Origin of the sequence: Pantoea phytobeneficialis (assembly GCF_009728735.1) — a bacterium.
GTDB classification, from domain to species: domain Bacteria; phylum Pseudomonadota; class Gammaproteobacteria; order Enterobacterales; family Enterobacteriaceae; genus Pantoea; species Pantoea phytobeneficialis.
Genome location: NZ_CP024640.1, coordinates 237,602 through 259,001, shown reverse-complemented (window position 1 = coordinate 259,001; position 21,400 = coordinate 237,602). Strand labels below are relative to the sequence as shown.

Here is a 21,400-nt window from a genome sequence, read left to right as displayed (position 1 = left end):
TGCAGTGGAAAACTGGAGTCACTATGAAGAAATTGAATATCGCCTTTATTAAAGCCAGCTGGCATAAAGAGATTGTCGGTAAGGCGCTGGAAGGTTTTCAGCAGGAACTTACGCTGCAAAATGTCGCTGCCGAGGTGAAGGCGCTGGACGTCCCTGGTGCGTTTGAAATGCCTTTACTGGCACAACGCCTGGCAAAAACCGGCCACTATGACGCCATTGTCTGCGCCGCGCTGGTGGTCGATGGCGGCATTTATCGTCATGATTTTGTCGCTCAGGCGGTCGTGGATGGCCTGATGAATGTGCAATTAAGCACCAATGTCCCGGTGTTCTCGGTTTCACTGACGCCACACAATTTCCAACCCGCCGACGAATTTATTCAGTTTTATGAAAAGCATTTTGTGAAGAAAGGCGCAGAAGCGGCACGCGCGGTGCTGGCGATAACCCAGTTGTCAATCGACTAATTTACGATGTTGGACAGGCTATATTCTGACCTGTCCAACGTGGATAACATAACGGAATAACTTGGTTATATTTTTATCGCTGCTCAGTGGCTGCCACTGATTGAACGCTTTCCTGATTAACACGCAGCGCATGAGCCACATCAGGCAACATAGGGAAAGAACTTTGTCCACCGTATTTCTGGATTGAGCAGGAGCTGATCTCGGCAGCAAACGGTACGGCTTCCGCCAATGAAATCCCCTTCACAAGACAGTAAGCAATCCCGCCAATAAAGGAATCGCCTGCCCCGGTGGTATCAACAACATCCGGACAGAAAACCGCCGGAAAATGTTGCGCACTCACGTCGCCAGAGATGACCGCCCCCTTCTCGCCTAACGTGACGATCACCTCACCTGCGATGCGTTTCTTCAGCTGCACGGCGCAGCTCAAAGCTTCCTCAACCGAGTTAACGGGCGCAGCGTGCATAAAACTCGCCTCGGTCTCGTTGACCACCAGATAATTGATCAGCCTTAGCATTTCATCGGGAATATGACGGGCGGGTGCGTTGTTGACCAGAATTTTACTGCCCCACTTGTGCGCTTTTTGAATAGCATATTCCACAATATTGGCCGGAATTTCTGACTGAAAGATGACCAACGGTTTATTTACAAACAACTCATCAGTAATGTCGTCTTCGGTGATGAGATAATTTGCACCCTTGATGATCGTACTACAGTAATCGCCTGATTCTAATATCTGGACAATGCCGATGCCGGAGTTATTACCGCGCGCGGCAATATGATCGACGCCAACATGGTTCTCATGCAGCGATGAAATTAATTCACGACCATAAATATCATTACCAACACAGCCTACCATGCTGACGGCTAATCCAAGCCTGGCACATTGTACGGCTTGATTCGCCCCTTTCCCGCCTGGCATCAACATTAATTCATTGCCCGTGAAGGTTTCACCAATATCAGGCAGACGGTCCTGTTGCACCAGGATGTCATAGTTCAGGCTGCCGATAACAACCACATCAACATTCATAATAAAATCCTTAACTGACTGTGCGTTTAGACGTCACAGCGTTTCTGGTATTGTGTAAACTTTCCTGACTAAATTCACTGGTCTTACTGGCAATAATGGTAAAAATGGCATCCAGAATATTCAGATGAACAATGCGCGTTGTTGCATTCTCACCCGTGATCGGATTGTTTTTTACCGATGAGATAATCGCGTGGCGCGAGATATGACTTAATGGGCTGTTAGGATAATTAGTCAGGCAAATCGTCTCCGCACCTTTCTCATTCGCCATCCTGGTCATATTGATAATATCGGTTGTTTGCCCGGAATGAGACACTGTCAATAAAATATCGCCCGGCCTCATCAGTGAGGCGCTCATCAATTGCTTATGGCTATCGCTGAATACCGACGAGAAAATACCAATTTTAAGTAGCTTGTGGTTAAAATCTTCGCATATCGATCCAGAGCCACCACATCCAGCAATGACTATCCGCGCGTTTTCACTGCGATGAATAAACAGCGCGGCAACTGATTTCACCACCGCAATATCTATCGCCTTCAACGCCTCCTGTAGGGCAAGAATGGAGTTATAAAGTGTACTTTCCACAATCTTTTCAGTGTAAAACTCACCACCGGAAACCGGAGGGACATCAATAAACTCTTCAGAGACAGTGACATTCTTCCCGATATTCATTTTTAAATCATGAAAACCGGTAAAACCGAGTTTTTTCGCCACCTTAGTAATACTGGCGACACTGACATCGAGATAATCGGCAATATCACTGATAGACATGGAAGCCAGCGTTTCGGGATTATCATCAATAAATCGTGCAATCGACCTTTCTTTTCTTCCTAACTCCGGTGCCAGCGTACGCGCCAGTAAAAATATTTCGTTTCCTTTTAAACGATTATGCATACTACTCACCCACCAAATAACCTTCTGCGGAAAAGGTTAGCATGTGCTCTCAGCGCGAAAATGTTAACTGCGTCACAGGTTGTGAAATGTTTTATTTTTGTATTTTACTCGGAGTAAAATTTTAACCTTCATTCTCTGATTATGATTTTACTTTCAGTATCATTTGCATCATGGCATTTACCCCAAAAGCAAGTTGCCTTATAACTCTGCCGACGTTCCATTAAAGGTAAAAGCCATGAAATTCTCGTCCCGTATCAATTCATTCCGATCTCGCCCTGAATTATTCTCAGCAAAGAATAATATGGACACCTGTGATCTTATTACTCGCATGGGTCAGGCTGAAGGTCTTACCCACATTGAATTGAATTATCCTGAACATTTTATCGGTCAGGACAAGTCTGTGATTAAATCCTGCATCGCCGATAACGGTTTAAAAGTTGGCGGCATTGCCCTACGTTATAACAAAGAATTTATTAACGGCGAATTTACCAATCCCGATGAGGCACTGCGTAATAAGGCCATCCGCATTACGCTGGAAGCCGCAGAAATGTGTAAATTCCTCGGCGGCAACACGGTCACGCTCTGGTTCGGCTATGACGGCTACGATTATCCCTTCCAGCAGGATTACTTCAGAGCCTACGAATTACTGGTTAACGCCTTGCAACAGGTGACTCAAGCTCACCCGGATATGCAGTTCAGCTTTGAATACAAACCTTATGAGCCGAGGACGTTTTCCTTTATCGGGGATGTTTCTTCAACATTAATGTTGATCGACGATGTGGGTTCGCCAAACTTCGGTATCACTCTTGATTTCTGTCACATGATCATGAAAAAAGAGAACCCGGCTTTTTCATTATTCCTGTCGGCACGTAAAAACAAGCTAGTTGGATTTCATCTGAATGATGGCTATGGTCATTTTGATGATGGATTAATGCTGGGTTCTGTACATCTGATGCAGACGCTGGAATATATCTATTATGCGAAGCGTGTGAATTTTGACGGGCTGGTTTATTTTGATACGTTCCCCAGCCGGGAAGATCCGGTAGCAGAATGCGCGCAAAACATTCGCATGTATAAAACGCTGTCGAATTTTATTGATCAAATTGGTCTGGAAGAAATGGAACGTCTGATCAGAGATCAGGATGCGATTAAAGTTCAATCCCTGGTTCTGAAGATGATTAATTAATAAAAATTATATTTATCTTACCTCGTCTCTTTATCCATACAGTGTCCTGCACTGGGGGGAACTATGTTTAATCTACTGGGTTTACCTAAAAATTTGTTGTGGGGTTATATTGGTCTGACAATATTCATGATTGGTGACGGTGTTGAACAGGCATGGATATCTATCTGGTTAGTTGAAAAAGGGTTATCCGTTGCTGAAGCCTCATTCCTGATTACCGCCTATGGCATCGCGGTAACGCTGGCGGCCTGGGTCACTGGGGTCTTTGTGCAGACACTGGGGCCGCGCAAAGTGATGCTGTATGGTTTGATTGCTTTTGTCGTGGGAAGCATTGGCTTTATCGGCATCGGCTTACATTCGATGCACATGGCCGTGATGCTGCCGTTCTATGCCATTCGCGGCATCGGCTATCCACTTTTTGCTTACTCCTTTCTCGTGTGGATTAACTACAGTACACCGCTGGAACGCCGTTCAACCGCAGTGGGTTGGTTCTGGTTTACCTTCTCCCTGGGCTTGAGCGTGATTGGACCTTTTTTCTCCTCGCTGGCGCTTCCGGTGATGGGGGAGATCCATGTGCTCTGGACCGGGATGGGATTCGTAATTGTGGGCGCCACCCTGGCAATTTGGGTAAATCGCGACAAGGTTCCTGCATCAGAAATCCATCCTTTTAGTGCCGCCGAATTGATGAAGGGCATCACTATCCTGCAACGCCCGGTGATTGCAATGGGGCTGGTGGTCAAATCAATCAATGGCGTCGCACAATATGGACTGGCAACCTTTCTGCCGCTGTATCTGATCAGTTTTGGCTACAGCAAAACCGAGTGGTTGCATATGTGGTCGGCTGTGTTTGTCGTGGCTATTTTCGCCAATCTCTTCTTTGGCTTCTTTGGCGACAAATTTGGCTGGCGTAATACCATTCTTTGGGTCGGTGGCGTGGGCTATGCCATTGTGTTGGTTCTGGTCTGGCTGGTGCCCCAGCTGCTGGGCCATAACTTCTATGTGATGGCGTTTGTCCTCTGCCTGTGCGGGGTTACGATGGCGGGTTATGTACCGCTTTCCGCCTTGTTCCCGATGCTGGCCCCTGAAAGTAAAGGTGCCGCCATGTCAGTACTCAACCTCGGTGCCGGATTGGGTGCCTTTATCGCTCCGGCAATCACCGCCCTGTTCTACACCTCTTTAGGTGCTGGCGGTGTACTGGGTATCTACGCCGGGCTATATATTCTGAGCGCAGTACTGACACCGTTCCTGAAAACCCCGGATGAGCTGGGTTCCCAGGTGGCGATGAAAGATAAAGCCGCATGATTCCGTCATACAGAATATGACAACCAAAGCGCCTGTGGCGCTTTGGTTGTCTTTTGCTTAGGCGTGCGTTTTTCTATCTGCCAGTAACCGATCCACAAACTGCACGACTTCCGGCTTATTTCTTTCTATTTCTGCGATTTTATCTGCAAACTTCGGCAACCAGGCTTTGTGCGCATACAACAGTTCATCCAGCACTTTAATCGCCGTGTCGCCCGCCGGTATCAACGGATTGATGGTAAAGGCATGTAACGCCGCACCATAATCACCGGTAACAGCCGCTTCAATCACCGTCTCTTCCATCGCCTTCATCAGCTGAATCATGCCGCGTGCGGCAGACGGCAATGCGCCCCAGCGCAACGGTTCAGGGCCATGTGCGGTAATCGATGCCGTCACCTCCACGATGCAGTCAAACGGCAGGTCGGCAATTGCTCCGTTATTACGGGTGGACACCACCATTAATTTGCCGCTGTTGTTATGAATCGATGCGATGAGATCACAGGCGGCATCACTGTAATGCGCGCCTCCGCGCTGGCTGAGTTCTTCCGGCTTATAGTTCAGGTTAACGTCTTTATACAGTTCAAACAGACGCGCCTCCGTCTTTTTCACCACTTCAGCACGGGTTTCATAGCGTTCGAACTCCTCAACCGCATGGGCCAGCATCGGCTCCTGAAGGTAGTAATAACGATGATAACCACAAGGCAGCACCCCGAGGTGTTTCACCTGCTCATAATGAAACGGGATCTGGTGGATGTTCTTCAGTCCCTCATCCGTTTTCGCCCGGTGCTCCGGCGCATAGATTTTCTCGATCAATTCGGCGGTACGTTCATTACCCTGCTGGTCCCACACGCGGTGCCAGTGAAAATGGTTAAGACCGGCAAATTTGAAGAACAGATCCTTTTCCTCTTTCGCCAGCACTTCACACGCCTGGTTGATATGGCCGAATGGCACATTACACAAGCCGACGGTTTTCTCCCATTTGCCTTGTTTAATCGCTGCTTCGGTCACCATCCCGGCCGGATTGGTAAAATCCACCAGCCATGCATTTGGACAGAGTTCGCGCATATCTTTGATGATATCGAGGATCACCGGAATGGTGCGGAAAGCTTTAAAAATACCGCCAGGACCGTTGGTTTCCTGGCCGAGCAGCCCGTTTGCCAGCGGGATCACCTCGTCTTTCAGTCGGGCATCCAGTAAACCAACGCGGAATTGGGTGGTGACGTAATCAGCATCTTTCAGGGCTTCACGCCGGTCGAGGGTCAGATGTACCTGCCAGTCCAGTTTTGCGGCGGCAATCATACGCTTTGCCATGTTGCCGACGATCTCCATTTTCTCCGCACCCGCGTCGATATCGACCAGCCACAATTCGGCAATCGGCAATTGTGCCTGTCGGACAATTAACCCTTCGATCAATTCAGGGGTATAGCTTGAACCTCCACCGATAGTGACAATTTTTATCTTATTTTGCATAGGACAGCACTCCGTCAGGTTACAGGTCAGGCAACAGCGTGCCAGCCTGATAATGACCAGCATTCGCCCTCACCTCGTGGATGATATTTTTCCTGGAGACTGAATATTTTTATTGAAAACAGGACGCAGATTTTATTAATTTTGTAGCGACAAAATACGTTTGATAGTATTTAACACCGCATTTTCATCATTAGAACCTGTAATAAAATTCGCCACTTTTTTGGTTTCATCAAATCCATTGCGCATGGCGAAGCTGTATTCCGCTTCAGAAAGTAATTCAATATCGTTATAACCGTCACCGAACGCCATGGTTTCATGACGACCAATATTTAACATTTCCTGAAGTCGCCGGATAGTGCTGCCTTTATGTATCCCCTCATTGGCAATATCGATCCACGCAGCTTCGGCTACCACGATATACACCTGATGTTCAAATGGCGTCAGAGACGGACGCGTCTGCGGGCAGCTTCCCGTTTCGTCATAGACGGTAATTTTGACAAAATCGTCAGTCAGGCGGCTGAGATCCTCCACCTTCCGCAGGCTGGCATAAGAGTGGCGAACCCGCTCGGCCAGATGGGCGGGGGTATCCTGACGGATCACCGCACCAGATGGGGTACAGGCGATCACCACATGCCGGGAACTCGCCTGGTGCAGGGCGGCGATGATTTGCTGCCCCAGATGATTATCAATCAGCGACTGATAAATAAATTCGCCGTTGCGTTTAATGCGGGTGGCGCTGTCTCCCAAAATCCAGATATCACGCGAATTATCGCCAAATAACTCCTCCACCCGTTCACATTGTTTACCGGTGCAGGCGGCAAAATGGACACCTTTTTCCTGCATCAACTGGCGAACTTCGCGATACAATTTTCGATCATAATCGCCCTGACTATTCAGAAAGGTGCCATCCAGATCGCTGATAATTAATTTAATCAAAACATGATTCCATAACATATTCCGTCGCGGCACGATTTAAAACGCGCCGCGACGTGTTAATTGATCGACTTAAAGTTGCTCACCATTGCTGGCGATAACGGTTTTATACCAGTCGAAGCTTTTCTTTTTGTTGCGGGAGAAATCGCCGGTTTCATCATCATTACGATCGACATAAATAAAACCGTAGCGTTTGCTGTACTGGCCGGTGCCAAATGACACACAATCCAGACAGCCCCACGGGGTAAAGCCCATCAGGTCAACACCATCCTCCAGCACTGCTTTCTTCATCTGCTCGATGTGCGCACGCAGGTAGCTGATGCGATAGTCATCATTGATCTCGCCATTGGCTTCCACTTTATCGATGGCGCCAAAACCGTTTTCCACGATAAACAGCGGTTTCTGGTAACGCTCATACAACGCGTTAAGGGTGTAACGCAGCCCGACCGGATCAATCTGCCAGCCCCAGTCTGATGCCGGCACATGCGGGTTTTTGCGGCTGCCGGGAAAGGCTTCCAGCGGCGTATGCGCGGTTTGCGTCGCCGTTGCGTATTCCACGGCGTTGCTCATGTAATAGCTGAAGCCGAGATAATCGGTGCAGCCTTCACGCAGCGTCTGCTCATCACCGGGGGCCATTTCAATGTGGAATCCGCGACGCTCCCATTCTTTCTTAATGTAAGAAGGGTAAGCACCACGCATATGCACATCGCCGAACAGATAGCGATCCTGCATCGCTTTTTGCGCGTACATCACATCGTCCGGGTTGCAGGACCAGGGATAGAGCGGCACCATCGCCAGCATACAACCAATTTTGAAATCCGGATTGATGGTATGACCGAGTTTCACCACCCGAGCGCTGGCGACAAACTGATGATGCAGCACCTGATACATCACCTCTTCCGGTTTCTCATGGTCAGTGAAAATCACCCCGGAGTTGCTGTAACCGTACAACGGCCTGCGCCAGTTGCGCTGGTTGTTGATCTCGTTGAACGTCATCCAGTATTTCACTTTGTGTTTATAGCGCTTCAGCACCACTTCGCTGTAACGCACAAACAGATCGATCAGTTCACGATTCAGCCAGCCGCCATACTGCTTCACCAGATGCAGCGGCATCTCAAAGTGCGACAGGGTAATGACCGGTTCGATACCGTGCTTTAGCAGTTCGTCGAACATGTCGTCATAGAACTGCAAACCCGCTTCGTTCGGGGTTAATTCGTCCCCTTTGGGGAAGATGCGCGTCCAGGCGATTGAGGTGCGGAAACATTTGAACCCCATCTCAGCAAACAGCGCGATATCTTCTTTGTAGCGATGATAGAAATCAGTCGCCAGATGGTTGGGGTAATGTTTTCCCGCTATCACGCCGTCGGTGATCTCACGATCCACACCGTGTGCGCCACCGGTTAACACATCAACGATGCTTGGGCCTTTACCGCCCTCATTCCAGCCACCTTCTACCTGATGGGCCGCCACGGCACCGCCCCATAAAAAACCTGCCGGTAATTTGTCAGACATAATCCTTCCTTTAAGTAGATTAACGACGTCTTGCGACATTAATGCGTTTGGGTTTTGCTCAGTTCCTGCACCTCGCGGTGCAGATAAATCAGTTCTTCCACCAGGTCACGGCACAGCATGGCGTTCATCAGATGGTCCTGCGCATGCACCATGATCAGATTGACCGGAATCTTGCCGCAGCCTTCATCCGCACCAATCAGTGAGGTTTGAATTTTGTGCGCTTCACGCGCCGCCTGGCTGGCGTTTTCCAGCATCGCCTCCACCACGCCCCAGTTGTGTTTGCGTGCCTCCTGTAAGGCCTGCATCGCCGAGGAACGCGCTTCTCCGGCATGGATAATCAGTTCCATCACCGTGGTTTCCATATCGTTCATCACTTCATCTCCTCTGCCAGGGTTTCATGCGCCATCTCCGCTTCCTGTTGCAGCAGCTGGCGTTCATACATCTTGAAGAACGGGTAATAAATCAGGGTCGACAGGCCAATCAGGAACAGCACCAGTACCACTGCACGCCAGTCCCAGCCGGTAGACCAGGCCGCACCAATCGGACCGGGCGTGGTCCAGGGAGCCAGAGAAATCACATGGTTGATCAGATTGGTACGCGTGGCCGTCCAGGCGATGATGGCGTTCAGCAATGGCGTCGTGATAAACGGAATAAACAGCAGCGGGTTCATCACCACCGGTGAGCCGAAGATAATCGGTTCGTTGATGTTGAACATGCCGGGCACCAGGCCGAGACGCCCGATAGAACGCAGATGAGCGGAACGACTGCGCAGGTAAAGAATCACCAGCCCCATCGTCGCACCTGAACCGCCGACGGTAATAAAGAACTGCCAGAAAGGTTCGATAAAGATTTTCGGAATAGGCTCCCCGGCGGTTAACGCTTCCTGGTTAAGCCCCAGATTACTCAACCAGAATGCCTGCAAAATACCGCCGACAATTGCCGCACCATGAATACCGGCAAACCACAGCAGATGGCACAGCAGCACCGCAATCAGCACCGCAGGCAGGGAATCAGCCGCGGAAATGATCGGTGCGAATACCGCCATAATTGCCTGCGGAATCAGTAAGCCAAAGTGGCTCTGCATAAACAGATTCAGCGGATAGAGCGTCAGAAATATCACCACAATCGGGATCAGCAGATCGAAGGACTGACGAATTTTCGGCGGCACCTGCTCCGGCAGTTTGAAACCGATGTTGTACTTCACCAGCAGATGCATCACCTCGGTACAGTACAGGCTGATCAGAATGGCGGTAAAAATTCCTTCCCCGCCCAGCGAAGCGACGGAAAGCGCCCCATCTTTTGCAGGGGCGGCCACCACCAGAAACGTCATCAACGCCAGCAGCGCCGCCATCAGGCCGTTAAGTTTGTAGCTCTGGGCCAGGTTATAGGCAATCGCACCGGTAATAAACACCGCCATAATGCCCATCGTCATGTTGTAGGGCATCATCAGTTGATCGTTGTATTGCTTAACGATACCCAGCCACCACTGGGCAAATCCCCACTGGCTGGTTTCACTGAACGGAGGATGCGAGAACAGCAGCATAAAAGAGCCAACAATTAAAAATGGCATCGATGCAATAAAGCCATCTTTTATCGCCACCACATGTCGCTGCGAGGAGAGCCGCGCGGCAATGGGACTGATACGATTCTCGATCACCCCAAATAATGAATCAGCCAGTGTGCTCATTATGCCCCCTTATGGGAATCAATCAGGGAAAGGGCAGACTTCAGAATTTTTTCACCATTCAGCATGCCGTAATCCATGGTGTTAATGACGGTGACAGGTTTATTAAATTCTGCTGCGCGTTGTTGGAAATCCGTGAGCTTGTATTTAATTTGTGGACCGAGCAGACAACAGTCGTAATCGGCGATTTTATCCCGGAACTCCTCCATACCTACCGCTTCGATACGGGCATCCAGACTCAGCTGCACCGCGGCTTTTTCCATTCGCTGCACCACCATGCTGGTGGACATTCCTGCCGAGCAACACAATAAGATTTTAACCATGACACCCTCCTTTTTTTCTAAATTCTTACGCGTCACTCGCCATCTCTGCAACCGGTTACAGATTCAATTTATCTTTTTTGTGATCTATAACTCAAACGAAGTATCGGCTTATTTTGTGATAAAGTTAAAATAATCTGCAACCGGTTTCAGATTATTCCATCCCGATGCTGTTTAATTTTAACAACATAGCCAACGCGTTATTTTAAGGCAGGCTTTTACTGTTGCCGGTATTATTGGTTACAATAGGCAGGTGAGCTAACAAGGAACACGAATGATTACCATGCTTGATGTTGCCCAACGCGCAGGCGTTTCGAAGGCAACCGTATCCCGTGTACTGGCCGGACACAGTTATGTGTCCAAAACGGTGCGCGACAAAGTGATGCAGGCAGTCGACGAGATGGGGTATCGTCCCAATCTGGTGGCACGTAACCTGGCGACCAACCGTTCGCATAGCATTGGCCTGATGGTGCCTAATACCCTTTATCATGGCCCGTTTTTCAGCGAACTGATGTTTCAGGTGGCGACCCTGACCGAACAGCTCGGCTCCCAGTTGGTGCTGGCCGATGGTAAACACAGCGCGCAGCAGGAGCGCGATGCCATTCATTTCCTCATCGACAGCCGTTGTGATGCGGTGATCATTTACCCGCGTTATCTGAGCGTGGAAGAAATCGACCAACTGATCCCCACCCTGAGCAAACCCCTGATCATCCTGAACCGCCGGCTAAAAAAGTTTCCCCAATATTCCGTCTGTGCCGACCATGAGAAAGACACTTTCGATGCGGTGAATTATTTGATTCACCGTGGGCATCGCGATATCGCGTTTATCAAAGGGATGGGCAGCTCTCACACCGGTCTCAGTCGATTAAAAGGGTTTCAGGCCGCGATGACCCAAAATAATTTGCCAATGGCACCGGCGTTGATGCTGGATGGCAGTTGGACCATGGAAAGCGGTAAGCAAGCCGCTGAAGAATTGCTGGCACGCAACGTGACATTCTCGGCGATTGTTGCCAGTAACGACGATATGGCTATCGGGGCCGCCTCTGCCCTGTACAATGCGGGCAAGCGCATTCCGCAGGATGTGTCGCTGCTCAGCTTTGATGATATTCCCATCGCCTCCTACACCATCCCGGCGCTGACATCGGTGCATGTTCCGATGGCAGAAATGGTCGCCAGCGCCCTCGCGCAACTCACGAAAATGCTGGATGGCGAGGAGGTTAGCGCGTTGTCCCTGATGTGTGGCGAATTGATCCATCGACAATCCGTTGGTGATGGCCCCTATGGTTAAGTAAAACGTCGTGTACATCACAATTCATCATTAACCGCTCGGGATTGTTTTGACAGCACTTTGCCGCTGACGTTAGAAATGTCGACAGGCGTGTAACTGGGTAACCAGGCAAGACCTGAAGCTCGCTTCCAAATCGGAAGCCGGCTTCAGGTCTTTTTTTTTGGCAAAAAAAGAGGGTGGTATATGGATTATCAAGCCACAGCGAAAGCCGTCATTGCGCATGTCGGCGGTGCCGGGAATATCGATCACATTGAACACTGCTCCACCCGACTGCGTCTGACCCTGCGTGACAATACGCGTATCGACCAACCCGCTCTCGCTGCCATTCCCGGCGTGTTGGGGGTACGCGTCAATGTGCAATGCCAGGTAATCATTGGCAAGGATGTGGTGGAAATCTATGACGCAGTGAAAGCGCTGGCAGCCGGACAGCCAGCAACCGGTAGCCACAGTGAAGCCCGTTGGGCAGCGCGCTGTGTAGATTTTGTGATTAGCGTCTTTCAGCCACTGGTGCCTGCCATCGCGGGTGGCGGGGTACTGAAGTCACTGCTGATCCTGCTTGATCTACTCGGTTGGCTGCCGCGCAGCAGCGATACCTACAAAATACTGGACAATATCGGCTCGGCACCCCTGTACTTTTTGCCCATTCTGGTCGCCATTACCACTGCCAACAAACTTAAAGTGAATGTGCTGGTCGCGGTATCCGCCGTGTCGGTGATGGTACTACCGATGATGTCAAAGCAGCTGGCGGAAGGTATCACGCTGTTCTCCTTCGACCTGAAGAATATCGCCTATGCCTCACAGGTGTTCCCCGCCATCTTGTGCGTACTGTTTTATTCCCGCGCGGAACGGTTCTTCAATCGTTACTCCCCCTCGGCGCTACGCATTTTCCTGTCACCAATGTTATCCCTGCTGGTCACCGTGCCAGTGACGCTGTTGATCCTCGGGCCACTCGGTTTTGAGCTGGGTTCCGGGTTGGCGACGGTGATCCTGTGGCTGTACAGCAAGCTGGGATTTGTCGCCACCGCTCTGCTGGCCGGGGTATTACCCTTTATGGTCGCGGCAGGAATGCATAAACCAATGATCCCTTATGTCGTGGCGTCAATGGGGCAGTTCTCCCGTGAGATGTTGTATCTGCCCGCCTCGCTGGCGCATAACATTGCCGAAGCGGGTGCCTGCCTGGCGATTGCGTTGCGCAGTAAAGACAAGGTGATGAAGTCTACCGCGCTCTCAGCCGGGATCTCTGCCTTGTGCGGCATCACCGAACCCGCGCTGTACGGCATCACGCTGCTGAATAAAACCGCGCTGTACGCGGTGATGGCGGCCAGCGTGATCGGCGGTGGCTTTTTAGGCTGGATGACGGTGGAAGCCTTCGCGCTGGTCAGCCCCAGCCTTGCCAGTATCTCGATGTTTATCTCGCCCACCAGCCCGTGGAATATCCTGTACGCCTTGCTGGGCGCCGGTCTGGCATTTGCCATCTCATTTGTTGCCACATTGTTTTTCTGGCGGGAAAAAGCCGCTCAGGTGACCGATTTCAACCACTTTGTTACGCCGGCTGAAGGGCGATTGATCCCGCTGGCCGAGGTGCAAGACGATGTTTTTTCTGCCGGAATAATGGGGGACGGCATCGCCGTGATACCAACCAGCGGCAAACTGTTCGCACCGGCCAATGGAGTAATCAGCAACGTTTTTGACAGTGGGCATGCCGTAAGCCTGCTGACGACTCAGGGGGCAGAAGTGATCCTGCATATTGGTATCGACACCATCAAACTTAACGGCAAAGGTTTCCATCCACGCGTCACGGCGGGACAAACCATACAGGCCGGTGATCTGCTGGTGGAATTCGACCTTGATGCCATCAACACGGCAGGTTTTGATCCCGTCATTGTGATGGTTATTACCAATAGCGAACGTTTTTCCTTCACCACTAACGCTGCTGACACCCCACTCACCCTTCATTCCCCGATCATGACGTTCAAGGAGTCTCTATGACGGTAACGCAAGCCACCTTCCCACGAGGATTTTTATGGGGTGCCGCGATTGCGGCTAATCAGGCCGAAGGCGCCTGGAATGTGGACGGTAAAGGGCCATCCGTAGCGGATGCCATCAACTGGAAACCCAATCTGGATCTCAAGGATTTCACCGCACACATGGCGGTGACCGATGAGAATGTGGCGGATGCGCTCAATGGCACTCATGATGCCTTCTACCCGAAGCGCCGCGGCATCGATTTTTACCATCACTACCCGCAGGACCTGGCGCTCTTCGCCGAGATGGGGATTAAAGTGTTACGTGTTTCCATTGCCTGGTCCCGTATCTTCCCCGATGGCGAAGAGTCTGCGCCAAACGAAGCCGGTTTAGCGTTTTATGAGCGCCTGTTTGGTGAAATGCGCCGGTTAAATATCGAGCCTCTGGTGACACTGTCGCATTATGAGATGCCGCTCAAACTCAGCGAACGTTATAACGGCTGGGTGCACCGCAATGTGGTCGATGCCTTCGTTCGTTTCAGCAACGTCTGCTTCGACCGTTATAAAGATTTGGTGCGTTACTGGCTGACGTTTAACGAGATTGACAGCATCCACCGTCATCCGTTTACCACCGCAGGCATCCGTGAAGAGAAATGCGCACCGGGCCAGGAAAAGCAGGATATTTATCAGGCACTGCACCATCAGTTTGTCGCATCGGCGCTGGTGACGCGTGATTGCCATGCCAAAATCCCCGGCAGCCAGGTCGGTTGTATGCTGACCAAGCTCACTACCTATCCGCGCACCTGCCATCCTGATGATGTGCAAGCCAGCCTGAAAAAAAACCTCGAAAATCTGTTCTATGCCGATGTTCAGGTGTTTGGCAACTATCCACCGCTGATCAAACGCGACCTGGAACTGCGCGGCATTGAACTGTTGGTGGCCGCTGATGACCTCGACATCCTGCGGCAGCACACCGTTGATTTCGTCTCCTTCAGTTATTACATGTCGATGACCGAATCGACCCAACCGGACGCCGAACGTACCGCCGGAAATACTGTGCTGGGGGTGAAGAATCCTTACTTACCGGCCTCCGACTGGGGATGGCAGATTGATCCGGTGGGACTGAAGATTTCGCTGCTGGAGCTGTATGATCGCTATCGCAAGCCGCTGTTTATTGTGGAAAATGGTCTTGGCTGCAAAGATGTGGTTGAAGACGGAAAAATTCACGACAGTTACCGCATCGACTATTTCCGTTCTCACTTTGAACAAATGCGCGAGGCGGTACATGAAGGTGTCGAGCTGATGGGTTACACCAGTTGGGGCACCATTGATATCATCAGCGCAGGCACCTCACAAATGACCAAACGCTATGGTTTTATCTATGTCGATCAGGATGATGAAGGCAACGGCACGCTGGCACGCCTGCGCAAAGACTCGTTCTGGTGGTATCAGAAGGTCATTGCTACCAACGGCAGCGACCTGAATTAACAACACAGGGACGGGTATTGACGTGATTACCGTGAAGAAATCGCTGAACAACAGCATGCTGCTGGTGGAACATGACCAGCAGGAGATGATTCTGTTTGGTAAAGGGATTGGCTTTGGCGCCAGACCCGGCACCCAGGTGAACGCGGCAGGGATTGAGCAGGTGTTTATCCCGCTGGAACATCTCAAGTCGCGCCACTATTTCTCGCTGACCAACACCATTCCCGTTGCCTGGTTTGATATTACCCATGACATCATTGCCCTGGCGCAGGCGCAGTACAGCGAAAAACTGCACTCGGTGCTGTTTTTTACCCTGGCGGAGCATCTGTGGTTCGCCGCCGAACGCGCTCGCGCGGGTCAGGTGATCGCCAATAAACTGAGCTGGGAAGTGCAGCGTTATTACCAGAAAGAGTACGCCATTGGTTTACAGGCCAGAGCGATGGTGGAAGCACGCTTTAAGCTGGAACTGGGTGAAGATGAGGCAGTACACATCGCTTTTCATCTGATTAATGCCTCGGGCAGTGCAGGTCAGGACACGGCTCACCAGCAGGTACAGCTGGTGAATCGTATCGCCGAGATTGTGCGTTACAAATTAAACCGGTCAATCGATGTCACGTCGATTAACTACAACCGTTTTATTACGCATTTGCGCTATTTCGCGGAGCGTATCCTGGCGGGCAAAATCAGTACCGGAGCCGGCGAGGACTTCTATCAGGAGCTGCTGAAATTCCACCCTGAAGCCATGTCCGTCGCCTGGACGATTCGCGACTATATTCAGGAGAAATATCAGCTTTCACTCCCCAGGGAAGAACTCACCTGGCTGAGTATGCATATCAGTCGATTAAGCCACTGATAATCAGGCTGGTTTTAGATCGCCATACCAGTATGAAGCTGTCACGCCACCATCCATCAGGAAATCACTGCCAGTGATAAAGGTGCCTTCCGGTCCCATCAGCAAAGCCGCCAGCGCGCCCACTTCATCCGGCGTGCCGCCGCGACCAACCGGGGATCGTTCCAGCATATTGCGGTATCCTGCGCCGCGTGGTCCGGACAGCTCATCATTTGCCAATGGGGTATAGATGATGCCAGGGCTAATGGTATTGACGCGCGCACCGCGTTTGCCCCATTTCACTGCTTCGGCCATCACGCGCAGTGCATTGCCGCGTTTTGAATATTGGTACGCCAGCAGCGGATCGGTGATGGTGTCTTCCTGCAAAAACGGCAGCGCCAGCAGGTCTTCCGTGGGCGTGGTCGCCAGCGCTTCATTCTGCTCTACGCTGAGCGGCGGCAGGCGGTGACCGGACTGGGAGGCGATAATAATACCCGAACCACCTTCAGCAATAACCTGACCGAACTCTTCAAGGATCACCGCCGTACCATAAAGGTCGACGTTTAAAATCGTTTTAGATGAGGCCTGTGAAGGCGACACCCCAGCCGCGTTGATCACCCCTTTTACCGCGCCTAACGCCGTAGCCGTTTTCACCAACGCCTGAATGGAGTCGCGCGACGAGACATCCACCTGACTGGTGGATACCACGAAACCGGCATCGCGTAGCACTTTCGCTGCCGCTTCGGTGTTTTCAGCACGCAGGTCCGCCAGCAACACCGTTTTGCCCTGGCTGACCCGGCGAGCAATCGCCTGCCCGATTGAACCCGCACCAATCACCACAATCACGTCTTTCATAGTCACTCCGAAGGTAAGTTATGTTTCACCAACAATGTCGATGGGGAAAATATAATCGTTCCGACGTGCAATGACTTTAGAGATAATCAGCATGAGTTTATGAGTGGCGATCATAAATCTGCGCGATAAATCGCGTCGCTACACATCCACATGCAGAATAGCGCGTAGCGCCGGAGCGTTGGTATTCGCCCGAAAACCAGGGCCACCGCGTTGGAAACTTCTGGCACTCGCCAGATTCCCGGTGATCACCGGAACCGAACCGACATCCTCAACCAGCTTCGCCACTGCCTTCAATGCCTCAGCATCATCACTGGCGATCGGCACACCTAACTTGTTCGCCGCGCTGGCACTGGCGGATGCCTCAATGGCAGTGGCGTCAACCGCACTGAAAGCCCGGACATAGCGAGTGCCGGGCAACAATCGTTGACTGGTTTCCGCCACCCCATTTTGGTTCGCTTCCCTGGCAAGGTCGCTCTGTTGCCAGCCGGAAGGATTACAGGCATCCAGCACGATTTTGCCTTTCATCGCCGCAGCGAGCTGCTGGCCGAGTTGTGGCAAGGCATCATACGGGACGGCGAATAACAGAATGTCGCCAAATGCCGCAGCCTCTGCCGGTGTCCCTACGCTGGCATTGGCACCTAAGGGCGCGATCTCGCGTTGCAACTCATCCAGATGCCGGGTGGAGAACATCACCTGATGCCCGGCTTTCACCCACAGCTTAGCCACTGTTCCTCCCAGCCAGCCCGCACCGATCACACCAATTTTCAACGATTGGCCGGTACTGATAGCTATCGCCTTACCTGTCATACTCATTGCTCCTGTAATTGCGGCTAACTTGATCAATTGACGTCGTGAGAGGGACATTAGTCAGCTCCTGAGTTGAGGGAAATTAAAGGTGATTGACGGCCCAGCCAGACCGACAGCGCCAACCAGACGAGAGACAAAGGGATCGCAATATACGCCAGCAGGCCGGAACTCCCGGCAAATCCCATCAGCCCGGCATAACTCCAGCTTCCCATCTGATCGCCGAGACGATACACCACCGTATCGATGAAATTTTTCGACTTATAACGTTCTTCTTTCGCCACACGGGTAAATAAAATTTCTCTGCCGGGTCGGGCGAAAGCGAAGTTACTGATGCGGCGTGCAACCTGGAATACGACAAAAATCATCAGAGAAGGAAATGCCAGCAGCAGCGAAAATCCCGCGAGTGTTACCAGCGGTAAAATGGCGAGGGTCAGGGAGACACCCAATCCTTTCAACGCCCGTGAGGTGAAAAAGATCTGTGCGATGAAGGTGAGCAGATTGACCCACAAATCGATGGTGGCGAAAAACGCGGTGCGCGAGGCACGGTCAGAAAAGGCATTTGCTGCAATCGACGCCTGCTCAAAATAGAGAAAGGTGGAGGTCAGACTATACAGCATCATAAACAGGGCGATACCGGAGAGGTAAGGCGAACGCAGCGTGTGGGTGATCCCGGCGAGCACCGATCCCCCAACAGGACGTTCCGTTTTTTTTCCGGCAAAATTTGTACTGTGCGCAGCAGCCCGCTGAGCCGATAGCAGACTGATTTCCAACAGCAGAAACGCCAGCAACACCAGGCCGCGCTGGTCAATACGCTCCACTGAAATCAGCGTCAGAGAAGACCCGATTAGCGCCCCCAGTGTCGCCCCAGCAGAAAGGATACCAAATAGCCGCACCCCCTGTTCGGAGGTAAAAATATCAACGATCAATGACCAAAACAGGGAAACGACAAACAGGTTGAATACCGATAACCAGATAAAGAAAAACCGGCCAGTCCAGATACGATATTCACTGAACGCAGGGAGTAGCAACATGAAAAACAGCAGCAAATTGCTGGCAAAAAAATGGTAGCTGATCCTGATGACGGTTATTCGCTGATAGCGTTTTACCAGAAAAGAAAATAACGGTGTCAATAGCAACATCGCAGCGAGCGTACCGCTGAACAACCAGGGAAGATTATTCACCCCTCCCGCCACACCTAACTCGTCACGTACCGGGCGCAAAAGATAATAAGCAACAAATAAAGAAAAGACATACAACATCGACCATGCCAGCGTTTTCAGCTCTTTCGGCCTGACATTTAAAAATTGATAATATTTATCAAAACACATTCATCGTCACCCGAATGTCGTATTTCACCAGAAGATATTTTAAAGTGCATAATATTTACGCGAATCCGTAGCGGCGCGATTTATCGCGCAAGGTAATAGCGCGATAAATCGCGCCGCTACGGTAGAATTGCGGAAATTAAGCCTTGTTGGATTAGCATTTTGCGGCATTAATGATGAGTTCAATTCATAACGTCATTCAGCATAAACCGGTAATAACGGGCTGATTCCTGCGGATTTTTATTCTAAGGTGAAGGGCGCGTGACTGCTGACAGCAACGTCACGACTTATCTATGCGTCAGGTGATAAAGGCAATATCAATATGAATACAACAGCATCACTCAATGCCACCCAGCGGGCAATTATTCCCATCGCGGCCTGGACCGCCAAAGGTGATTTACCCGCACTTTCTCAGGCACTCAACGCAGGGTTAGACAGCGGTCTGACCATCAATGAAATAAAAGAAGTGTTGCTGCAAATGTATGCCTACTGTGGCTTTCCCAGAAGCCTGAATGGCATTACAACTTTTATGAGCGTGATTAAACAGCGCGCAGAACAAGGCATCAACGATCCTGTCGGTAAAGCCCCTTCCCCGGCACCGCAGGATAAATCACGGACTGAAGTAGGGTCTGATATTCAGACGCTCATTGCCGGACGGGTATTGAAAGCTGAGAAAGGCAATTTCATCGAATTTTTGCCTGAAATTAACCAGTTCCTGCAAGAACATCTTTTTGCTGATGTGATTGCCCGCGACAATCTCGGCTTACCGGATCGGGAAATCGCCACTATCGCCGCGCTCACCGGCCTTGGCGGTGTGGAATCGCAACTGAAATCACACATTGGTGGTGGTCTCAATGTCGGGCTGACTGAACAGCAGGTGAAAGACCTGTTTGTGGTCTACGGCAACACCGTCGTCAGCCATGAAGCCCAACGCGGCATGCAACTGCTGGATGACGTGATGGCCAGTCGCCCGCGTTAATAGAATGCTTTCAGGAGAAACAGAATGACGTTAAATGTAAAAGGCTATGCCGCTTTTGCCGCCAAAGAAGATTTGGTGCCGCATAATTTTGTGCGTCGCGATCCGCGTGACAATGATGTTGTCATTGAGATCCTTTACAGCGGTGTTTGCCACTCCGATATTCACAACGCTTACAACGATTGGGGCGGGGCCAAATACCCGATGGTGCCAGGCCACGAAATTATTGGTCGTGTCACGCATGTGGGTAAAGCCGTGACCAAATTCAGCGTTGGCGATCATGTCGGCGTGGGTTGTATGGTGGATTCCTGTCAGCATTGCAGCGCCTGTGAACAGGGGCTTGAGCAGTACTGCGAAGAAGGGAATACCCTCACCTATAACGACGTTGATCGTCATGACCAGATGCCGACCTATGGTGGCTACTCCGACAAAATCGTGGTCACGGAAAAATTCGTGGTCAAAGTGCCAGAAGGCCTGGATCTGAAAAGCGCGGCGCCTCTGCTGTGCGCCGGAATCACCACCTGGTCGCCACTGCGTCACTGGAATGTGGGACCGGGCAGCAAAGTTGCCGTGGTCGGTCTTGGCGGCCTGGGGCATATGGCGCTGAAATTCGCCAAAGCGCTGGGGGCAGATGTGACCCTGTTCAGCCGCTCACCGAATAAATCGGAAGATGCCCGCCGTCTCGGTGCTGAACATATCGTGATTTCCACCGACGATGCGCAGATGAAGGCGGTGTATAACCAGTTCGATCTGATTATTGATACCGTGCCGTATGTCCATGATTTGAAACCTTATATCCCTACCCTGGCGCTGAACGGCACCCTGGTACTGGTGGGCTACCTGGGCGAACTGGACCCGGTACTGAATAGCGCCCCGCTGGTGTTGGGCCGTAAGTCTGTCGCCGGTTCGGTAATTGGCGGGATTGCGGAAACGCAGGAGATGATGAATTTCTGCGGCGAGCATGGCATCACGTCAGACGTCGAAATGATCAACATGCAAGATATTAATGATGCGTGGCAACGGATGTTAAAAAGCGATGTGAAGTATCGTTTTGTTATCGATATTGCTTCGCTGAAGGCTTAAGAAACAA

At 51.1% G+C, this 21,400-nt stretch carries 20 protein-coding genes; 9 read left to right on the top strand and 11 right to left on the bottom strand.

Annotated features, from left to right (window positions below):
* The first annotated feature begins 23 nt into the window (after positions 1-23).
* Positions 24-461: a 6,7-dimethyl-8-ribityllumazine synthase gene (locus tag CTZ24_RS26615; RefSeq protein WP_208727253.1), complete on the top strand. Its 438-nt coding sequence runs from the start codon at positions 24-26 to the stop codon at positions 459-461.
* A 73-nt stretch (positions 462-534) separates the two neighbouring features.
* Here CTZ24_RS26615 and CTZ24_RS26610 read toward each other — a convergent pair whose 3' ends face one another.
* Complete coding sequence (locus CTZ24_RS26610; protein WP_208727252.1) at positions 535-1,488, bottom strand: ribokinase; 954 nt, start codon at positions 1,486-1,488, stop codon at positions 535-537.
* Positions 1,489-1,498: 10 nt separating this feature from the next.
* Positions 1,499-2,380, bottom strand: a complete 882-nt coding sequence (locus tag CTZ24_RS26605; RefSeq protein ID WP_208727251.1) for a MurR/RpiR family transcriptional regulator — start codon at positions 2,378-2,380, stop codon at positions 1,499-1,501.
* Between the two features lie 235 nt (positions 2,381-2,615).
* On the opposite strand from CTZ24_RS26605, the gene CTZ24_RS26600 reads away from it, so the two are divergent.
* A complete protein-coding gene (locus CTZ24_RS26600) occupies positions 2,616-3,566 on the top strand; it encodes a sugar phosphate isomerase/epimerase family protein (protein WP_208727250.1) in 951 nt (316 codons plus the stop codon).
* A gap of 63 nt (positions 3,567-3,629) precedes the next feature.
* Positions 3,630-4,865 (top strand): MFS transporter, encoded by a 1,236-nt coding sequence (locus CTZ24_RS26595; RefSeq protein ID WP_208727249.1) that lies wholly within the window; start codon positions 3,630-3,632, stop codon positions 4,863-4,865.
* Positions 4,866-4,922: 57 nt separating this feature from the next.
* Here CTZ24_RS26595 and CTZ24_RS26590 read toward each other — a convergent pair whose 3' ends face one another.
* The 6 genes from CTZ24_RS26590 to CTZ24_RS26565 all read right to left on the bottom strand — a co-directional run bounded on the left by CTZ24_RS26590 (position 4,923) and on the right by CTZ24_RS26565 (position 10,784).
* Positions 4,923-6,332: a 6-phospho-beta-glucosidase gene (locus tag CTZ24_RS26590; protein ID WP_208727248.1), complete on the bottom strand. Its 1,410-nt coding sequence runs from the start codon at positions 6,330-6,332 to the stop codon at positions 4,923-4,925.
* Positions 6,333-6,467: 135 nt separating this feature from the next.
* Positions 6,468-7,268 carry a Cof-type HAD-IIB family hydrolase gene (locus tag CTZ24_RS26585; RefSeq protein ID WP_208727247.1) on the bottom strand — a complete coding sequence of 267 codons (801 nt, stop codon included), beginning with the start codon at positions 7,266-7,268 and terminating at the stop codon, positions 6,468-6,470.
* Between the two features lie 69 nt (positions 7,269-7,337).
* Complete coding sequence (locus CTZ24_RS26580; protein ID WP_208727246.1) at positions 7,338-8,777, bottom strand: 6-phospho-beta-glucosidase; 1,440 nt, start codon at positions 8,775-8,777, stop codon at positions 7,338-7,340.
* 38 nt (positions 8,778-8,815) lie between these two features.
* Positions 8,816-9,148 carry a PTS lactose/cellobiose transporter subunit IIA gene (locus CTZ24_RS26575; RefSeq protein WP_208727245.1) on the bottom strand — a complete coding sequence of 111 codons (333 nt, stop codon included), beginning with the start codon at positions 9,146-9,148 and terminating at the stop codon, positions 8,816-8,818.
* Positions 9,148-10,464, bottom strand: a complete 1,317-nt coding sequence (locus tag CTZ24_RS26570) for a PTS sugar transporter subunit IIC (RefSeq protein ID WP_208727244.1) — start codon at positions 10,462-10,464, stop codon at positions 9,148-9,150. Before CTZ24_RS26570 ends, CTZ24_RS26575 begins: the two co-directional genes overlap by 1 nt.
* Positions 10,464-10,784, bottom strand: a complete 321-nt coding sequence (locus CTZ24_RS26565; protein ID WP_208727243.1) for a PTS sugar transporter subunit IIB — start codon at positions 10,782-10,784, stop codon at positions 10,464-10,466. Before CTZ24_RS26565 ends, CTZ24_RS26570 begins: the two co-directional genes overlap by 1 nt.
* Before the next feature lie 271 nt (positions 10,785-11,055).
* Here CTZ24_RS26565 and CTZ24_RS26560 point away from each other — a divergent pair, with 271 nt between their 5' ends.
* The 4 genes from CTZ24_RS26560 (at position 11,056) to CTZ24_RS26545 (ending at position 16,371) form a co-directional block, all read left to right on the top strand.
* Entirely contained in the window at positions 11,056-12,069 is a 1,014-nt protein-coding gene (locus tag CTZ24_RS26560; RefSeq protein WP_208727242.1) for a LacI family DNA-binding transcriptional regulator, read from the top strand.
* 183 nt (positions 12,070-12,252) lie between these two features.
* Entirely contained in the window at positions 12,253-14,058 is a 1,806-nt protein-coding gene (locus tag CTZ24_RS26555) for a beta-glucoside-specific PTS transporter subunit IIABC (protein WP_208727241.1), read from the top strand.
* On the top strand, positions 14,055-15,521 hold the full coding sequence (locus tag CTZ24_RS26550; RefSeq protein WP_208727240.1) for a glycoside hydrolase family 1 protein: 1,467 nt from the start codon (positions 14,055-14,057) through the stop codon (positions 15,519-15,521). The genes CTZ24_RS26555 and CTZ24_RS26550 overlap by 4 nt, the downstream gene beginning before the upstream one ends.
* A 22-nt stretch (positions 15,522-15,543) precedes the next feature.
* Positions 15,544-16,371, top strand: a complete 828-nt coding sequence (locus CTZ24_RS26545) for a PRD domain-containing protein (protein WP_208727239.1) — start codon at positions 15,544-15,546, stop codon at positions 16,369-16,371.
* Positions 16,372-16,374: 3 nt separating this feature from the next.
* Here CTZ24_RS26545 and CTZ24_RS26540 read toward each other — a convergent pair whose 3' ends face one another.
* From CTZ24_RS26540 to CTZ24_RS26530, 3 genes are all read right to left on the bottom strand, one after another.
* A complete protein-coding gene (locus tag CTZ24_RS26540) occupies positions 16,375-17,202 on the bottom strand; it encodes an SDR family oxidoreductase (protein WP_208727237.1) in 828 nt (275 codons plus the stop codon).
* 138 nt (positions 17,203-17,340) lie between these two features.
* Positions 17,341-18,009, bottom strand: a complete 669-nt coding sequence (locus CTZ24_RS26535) for an NADPH-dependent F420 reductase (protein WP_244634115.1) — start codon at positions 18,007-18,009, stop codon at positions 17,341-17,343.
* Positions 18,010-18,065: 56 nt separating this feature from the next.
* Entirely contained in the window at positions 18,066-19,337 is a 1,272-nt protein-coding gene (locus CTZ24_RS26530; protein WP_208727234.1) for an NTP/NDP exchange transporter, read from the bottom strand.
* Positions 19,338-19,656: 319 nt separating this feature from the next.
* Between CTZ24_RS26530 and CTZ24_RS26525 the strand changes: the two genes are divergently transcribed.
* Both CTZ24_RS26525 and CTZ24_RS26520 read left to right on the top strand, forming a co-directional pair.
* Positions 19,657-20,313, top strand: coding sequence for a carboxymuconolactone decarboxylase family protein (locus CTZ24_RS26525; RefSeq protein WP_208727232.1), 657 nt, complete (start codon positions 19,657-19,659; stop codon positions 20,311-20,313).
* A 24-nt stretch (positions 20,314-20,337) separates the two neighbouring features.
* Positions 20,338-21,393 (top strand): NAD(P)-dependent alcohol dehydrogenase, encoded by a 1,056-nt coding sequence (locus CTZ24_RS26520; RefSeq protein ID WP_208727230.1) that lies wholly within the window; start codon positions 20,338-20,340, stop codon positions 21,391-21,393.
* The last annotated feature ends 7 nt before the right edge of the window (positions 21,394-21,400 follow it).

Coding starts and splice junctions, on each gene's coding strand:
- CTZ24_RS26615 (WP_208727253.1), top strand. CDS start 24: ATGAAGAAATTGAATATCGCCTTTATTAAAGCCAGCTGGCATAAAGAG.
- CTZ24_RS26610 (WP_208727252.1), bottom strand. CDS start 1,488: ATGAATGTTGATGTGGTTGTTATCGGCAGCCTGAACTATGACATCCTG.
- CTZ24_RS26605 (WP_208727251.1), bottom strand. CDS start 2,380: ATGCATAATCGTTTAAAAGGAAACGAAATATTTTTACTGGCGCGTACG.
- CTZ24_RS26600 (WP_208727250.1), top strand. CDS start 2,616: ATGAAATTCTCGTCCCGTATCAATTCATTCCGATCTCGCCCTGAATTA.
- CTZ24_RS26595 (WP_208727249.1), top strand. CDS start 3,630: ATGTTTAATCTACTGGGTTTACCTAAAAATTTGTTGTGGGGTTATATT.
- CTZ24_RS26590 (WP_208727248.1), bottom strand. CDS start 6,332: ATGCAAAATAAGATAAAAATTGTCACTATCGGTGGAGGTTCAAGCTAT.
- CTZ24_RS26580 (WP_208727246.1), bottom strand. CDS start 8,777: ATGTCTGACAAATTACCGGCAGGTTTTTTATGGGGCGGTGCCGTGGCG.
- CTZ24_RS26575 (WP_208727245.1), bottom strand. CDS start 9,148: ATGAACGATATGGAAACCACGGTGATGGAACTGATTATCCATGCCGGA.
- CTZ24_RS26570 (WP_208727244.1), bottom strand. CDS start 10,464: ATGAGCACACTGGCTGATTCATTATTTGGGGTGATCGAGAATCGTATC.
- CTZ24_RS26565 (WP_208727243.1), bottom strand. CDS start 10,784: ATGGTTAAAATCTTATTGTGTTGCTCGGCAGGAATGTCCACCAGCATG.
- CTZ24_RS26560 (WP_208727242.1), top strand. CDS start 11,056: ATGATTACCATGCTTGATGTTGCCCAACGCGCAGGCGTTTCGAAGGCA.
- CTZ24_RS26555 (WP_208727241.1), top strand. CDS start 12,253: ATGGATTATCAAGCCACAGCGAAAGCCGTCATTGCGCATGTCGGCGGT.
- CTZ24_RS26550 (WP_208727240.1), top strand. CDS start 14,055: ATGACGGTAACGCAAGCCACCTTCCCACGAGGATTTTTATGGGGTGCC.
- CTZ24_RS26540 (WP_208727237.1), bottom strand. CDS start 17,202: ATGAAAGACGTGATTGTGGTGATTGGTGCGGGTTCAATCGGGCAGGCG.
- CTZ24_RS26535 (WP_244634115.1), bottom strand. CDS start 18,009: ATGACAGGTAAGGCGATAGCTATCAGTACCGGCCAATCGTTGAAAATT.
- CTZ24_RS26530 (WP_208727234.1), bottom strand. CDS start 19,337: ATGTGTTTTGATAAATATTATCAATTTTTAAATGTCAGGCCGAAAGAG.
- CTZ24_RS26525 (WP_208727232.1), top strand. CDS start 19,657: ATGAATACAACAGCATCACTCAATGCCACCCAGCGGGCAATTATTCCC.
- CTZ24_RS26520 (WP_208727230.1), top strand. CDS start 20,338: ATGACGTTAAATGTAAAAGGCTATGCCGCTTTTGCCGCCAAAGAAGAT.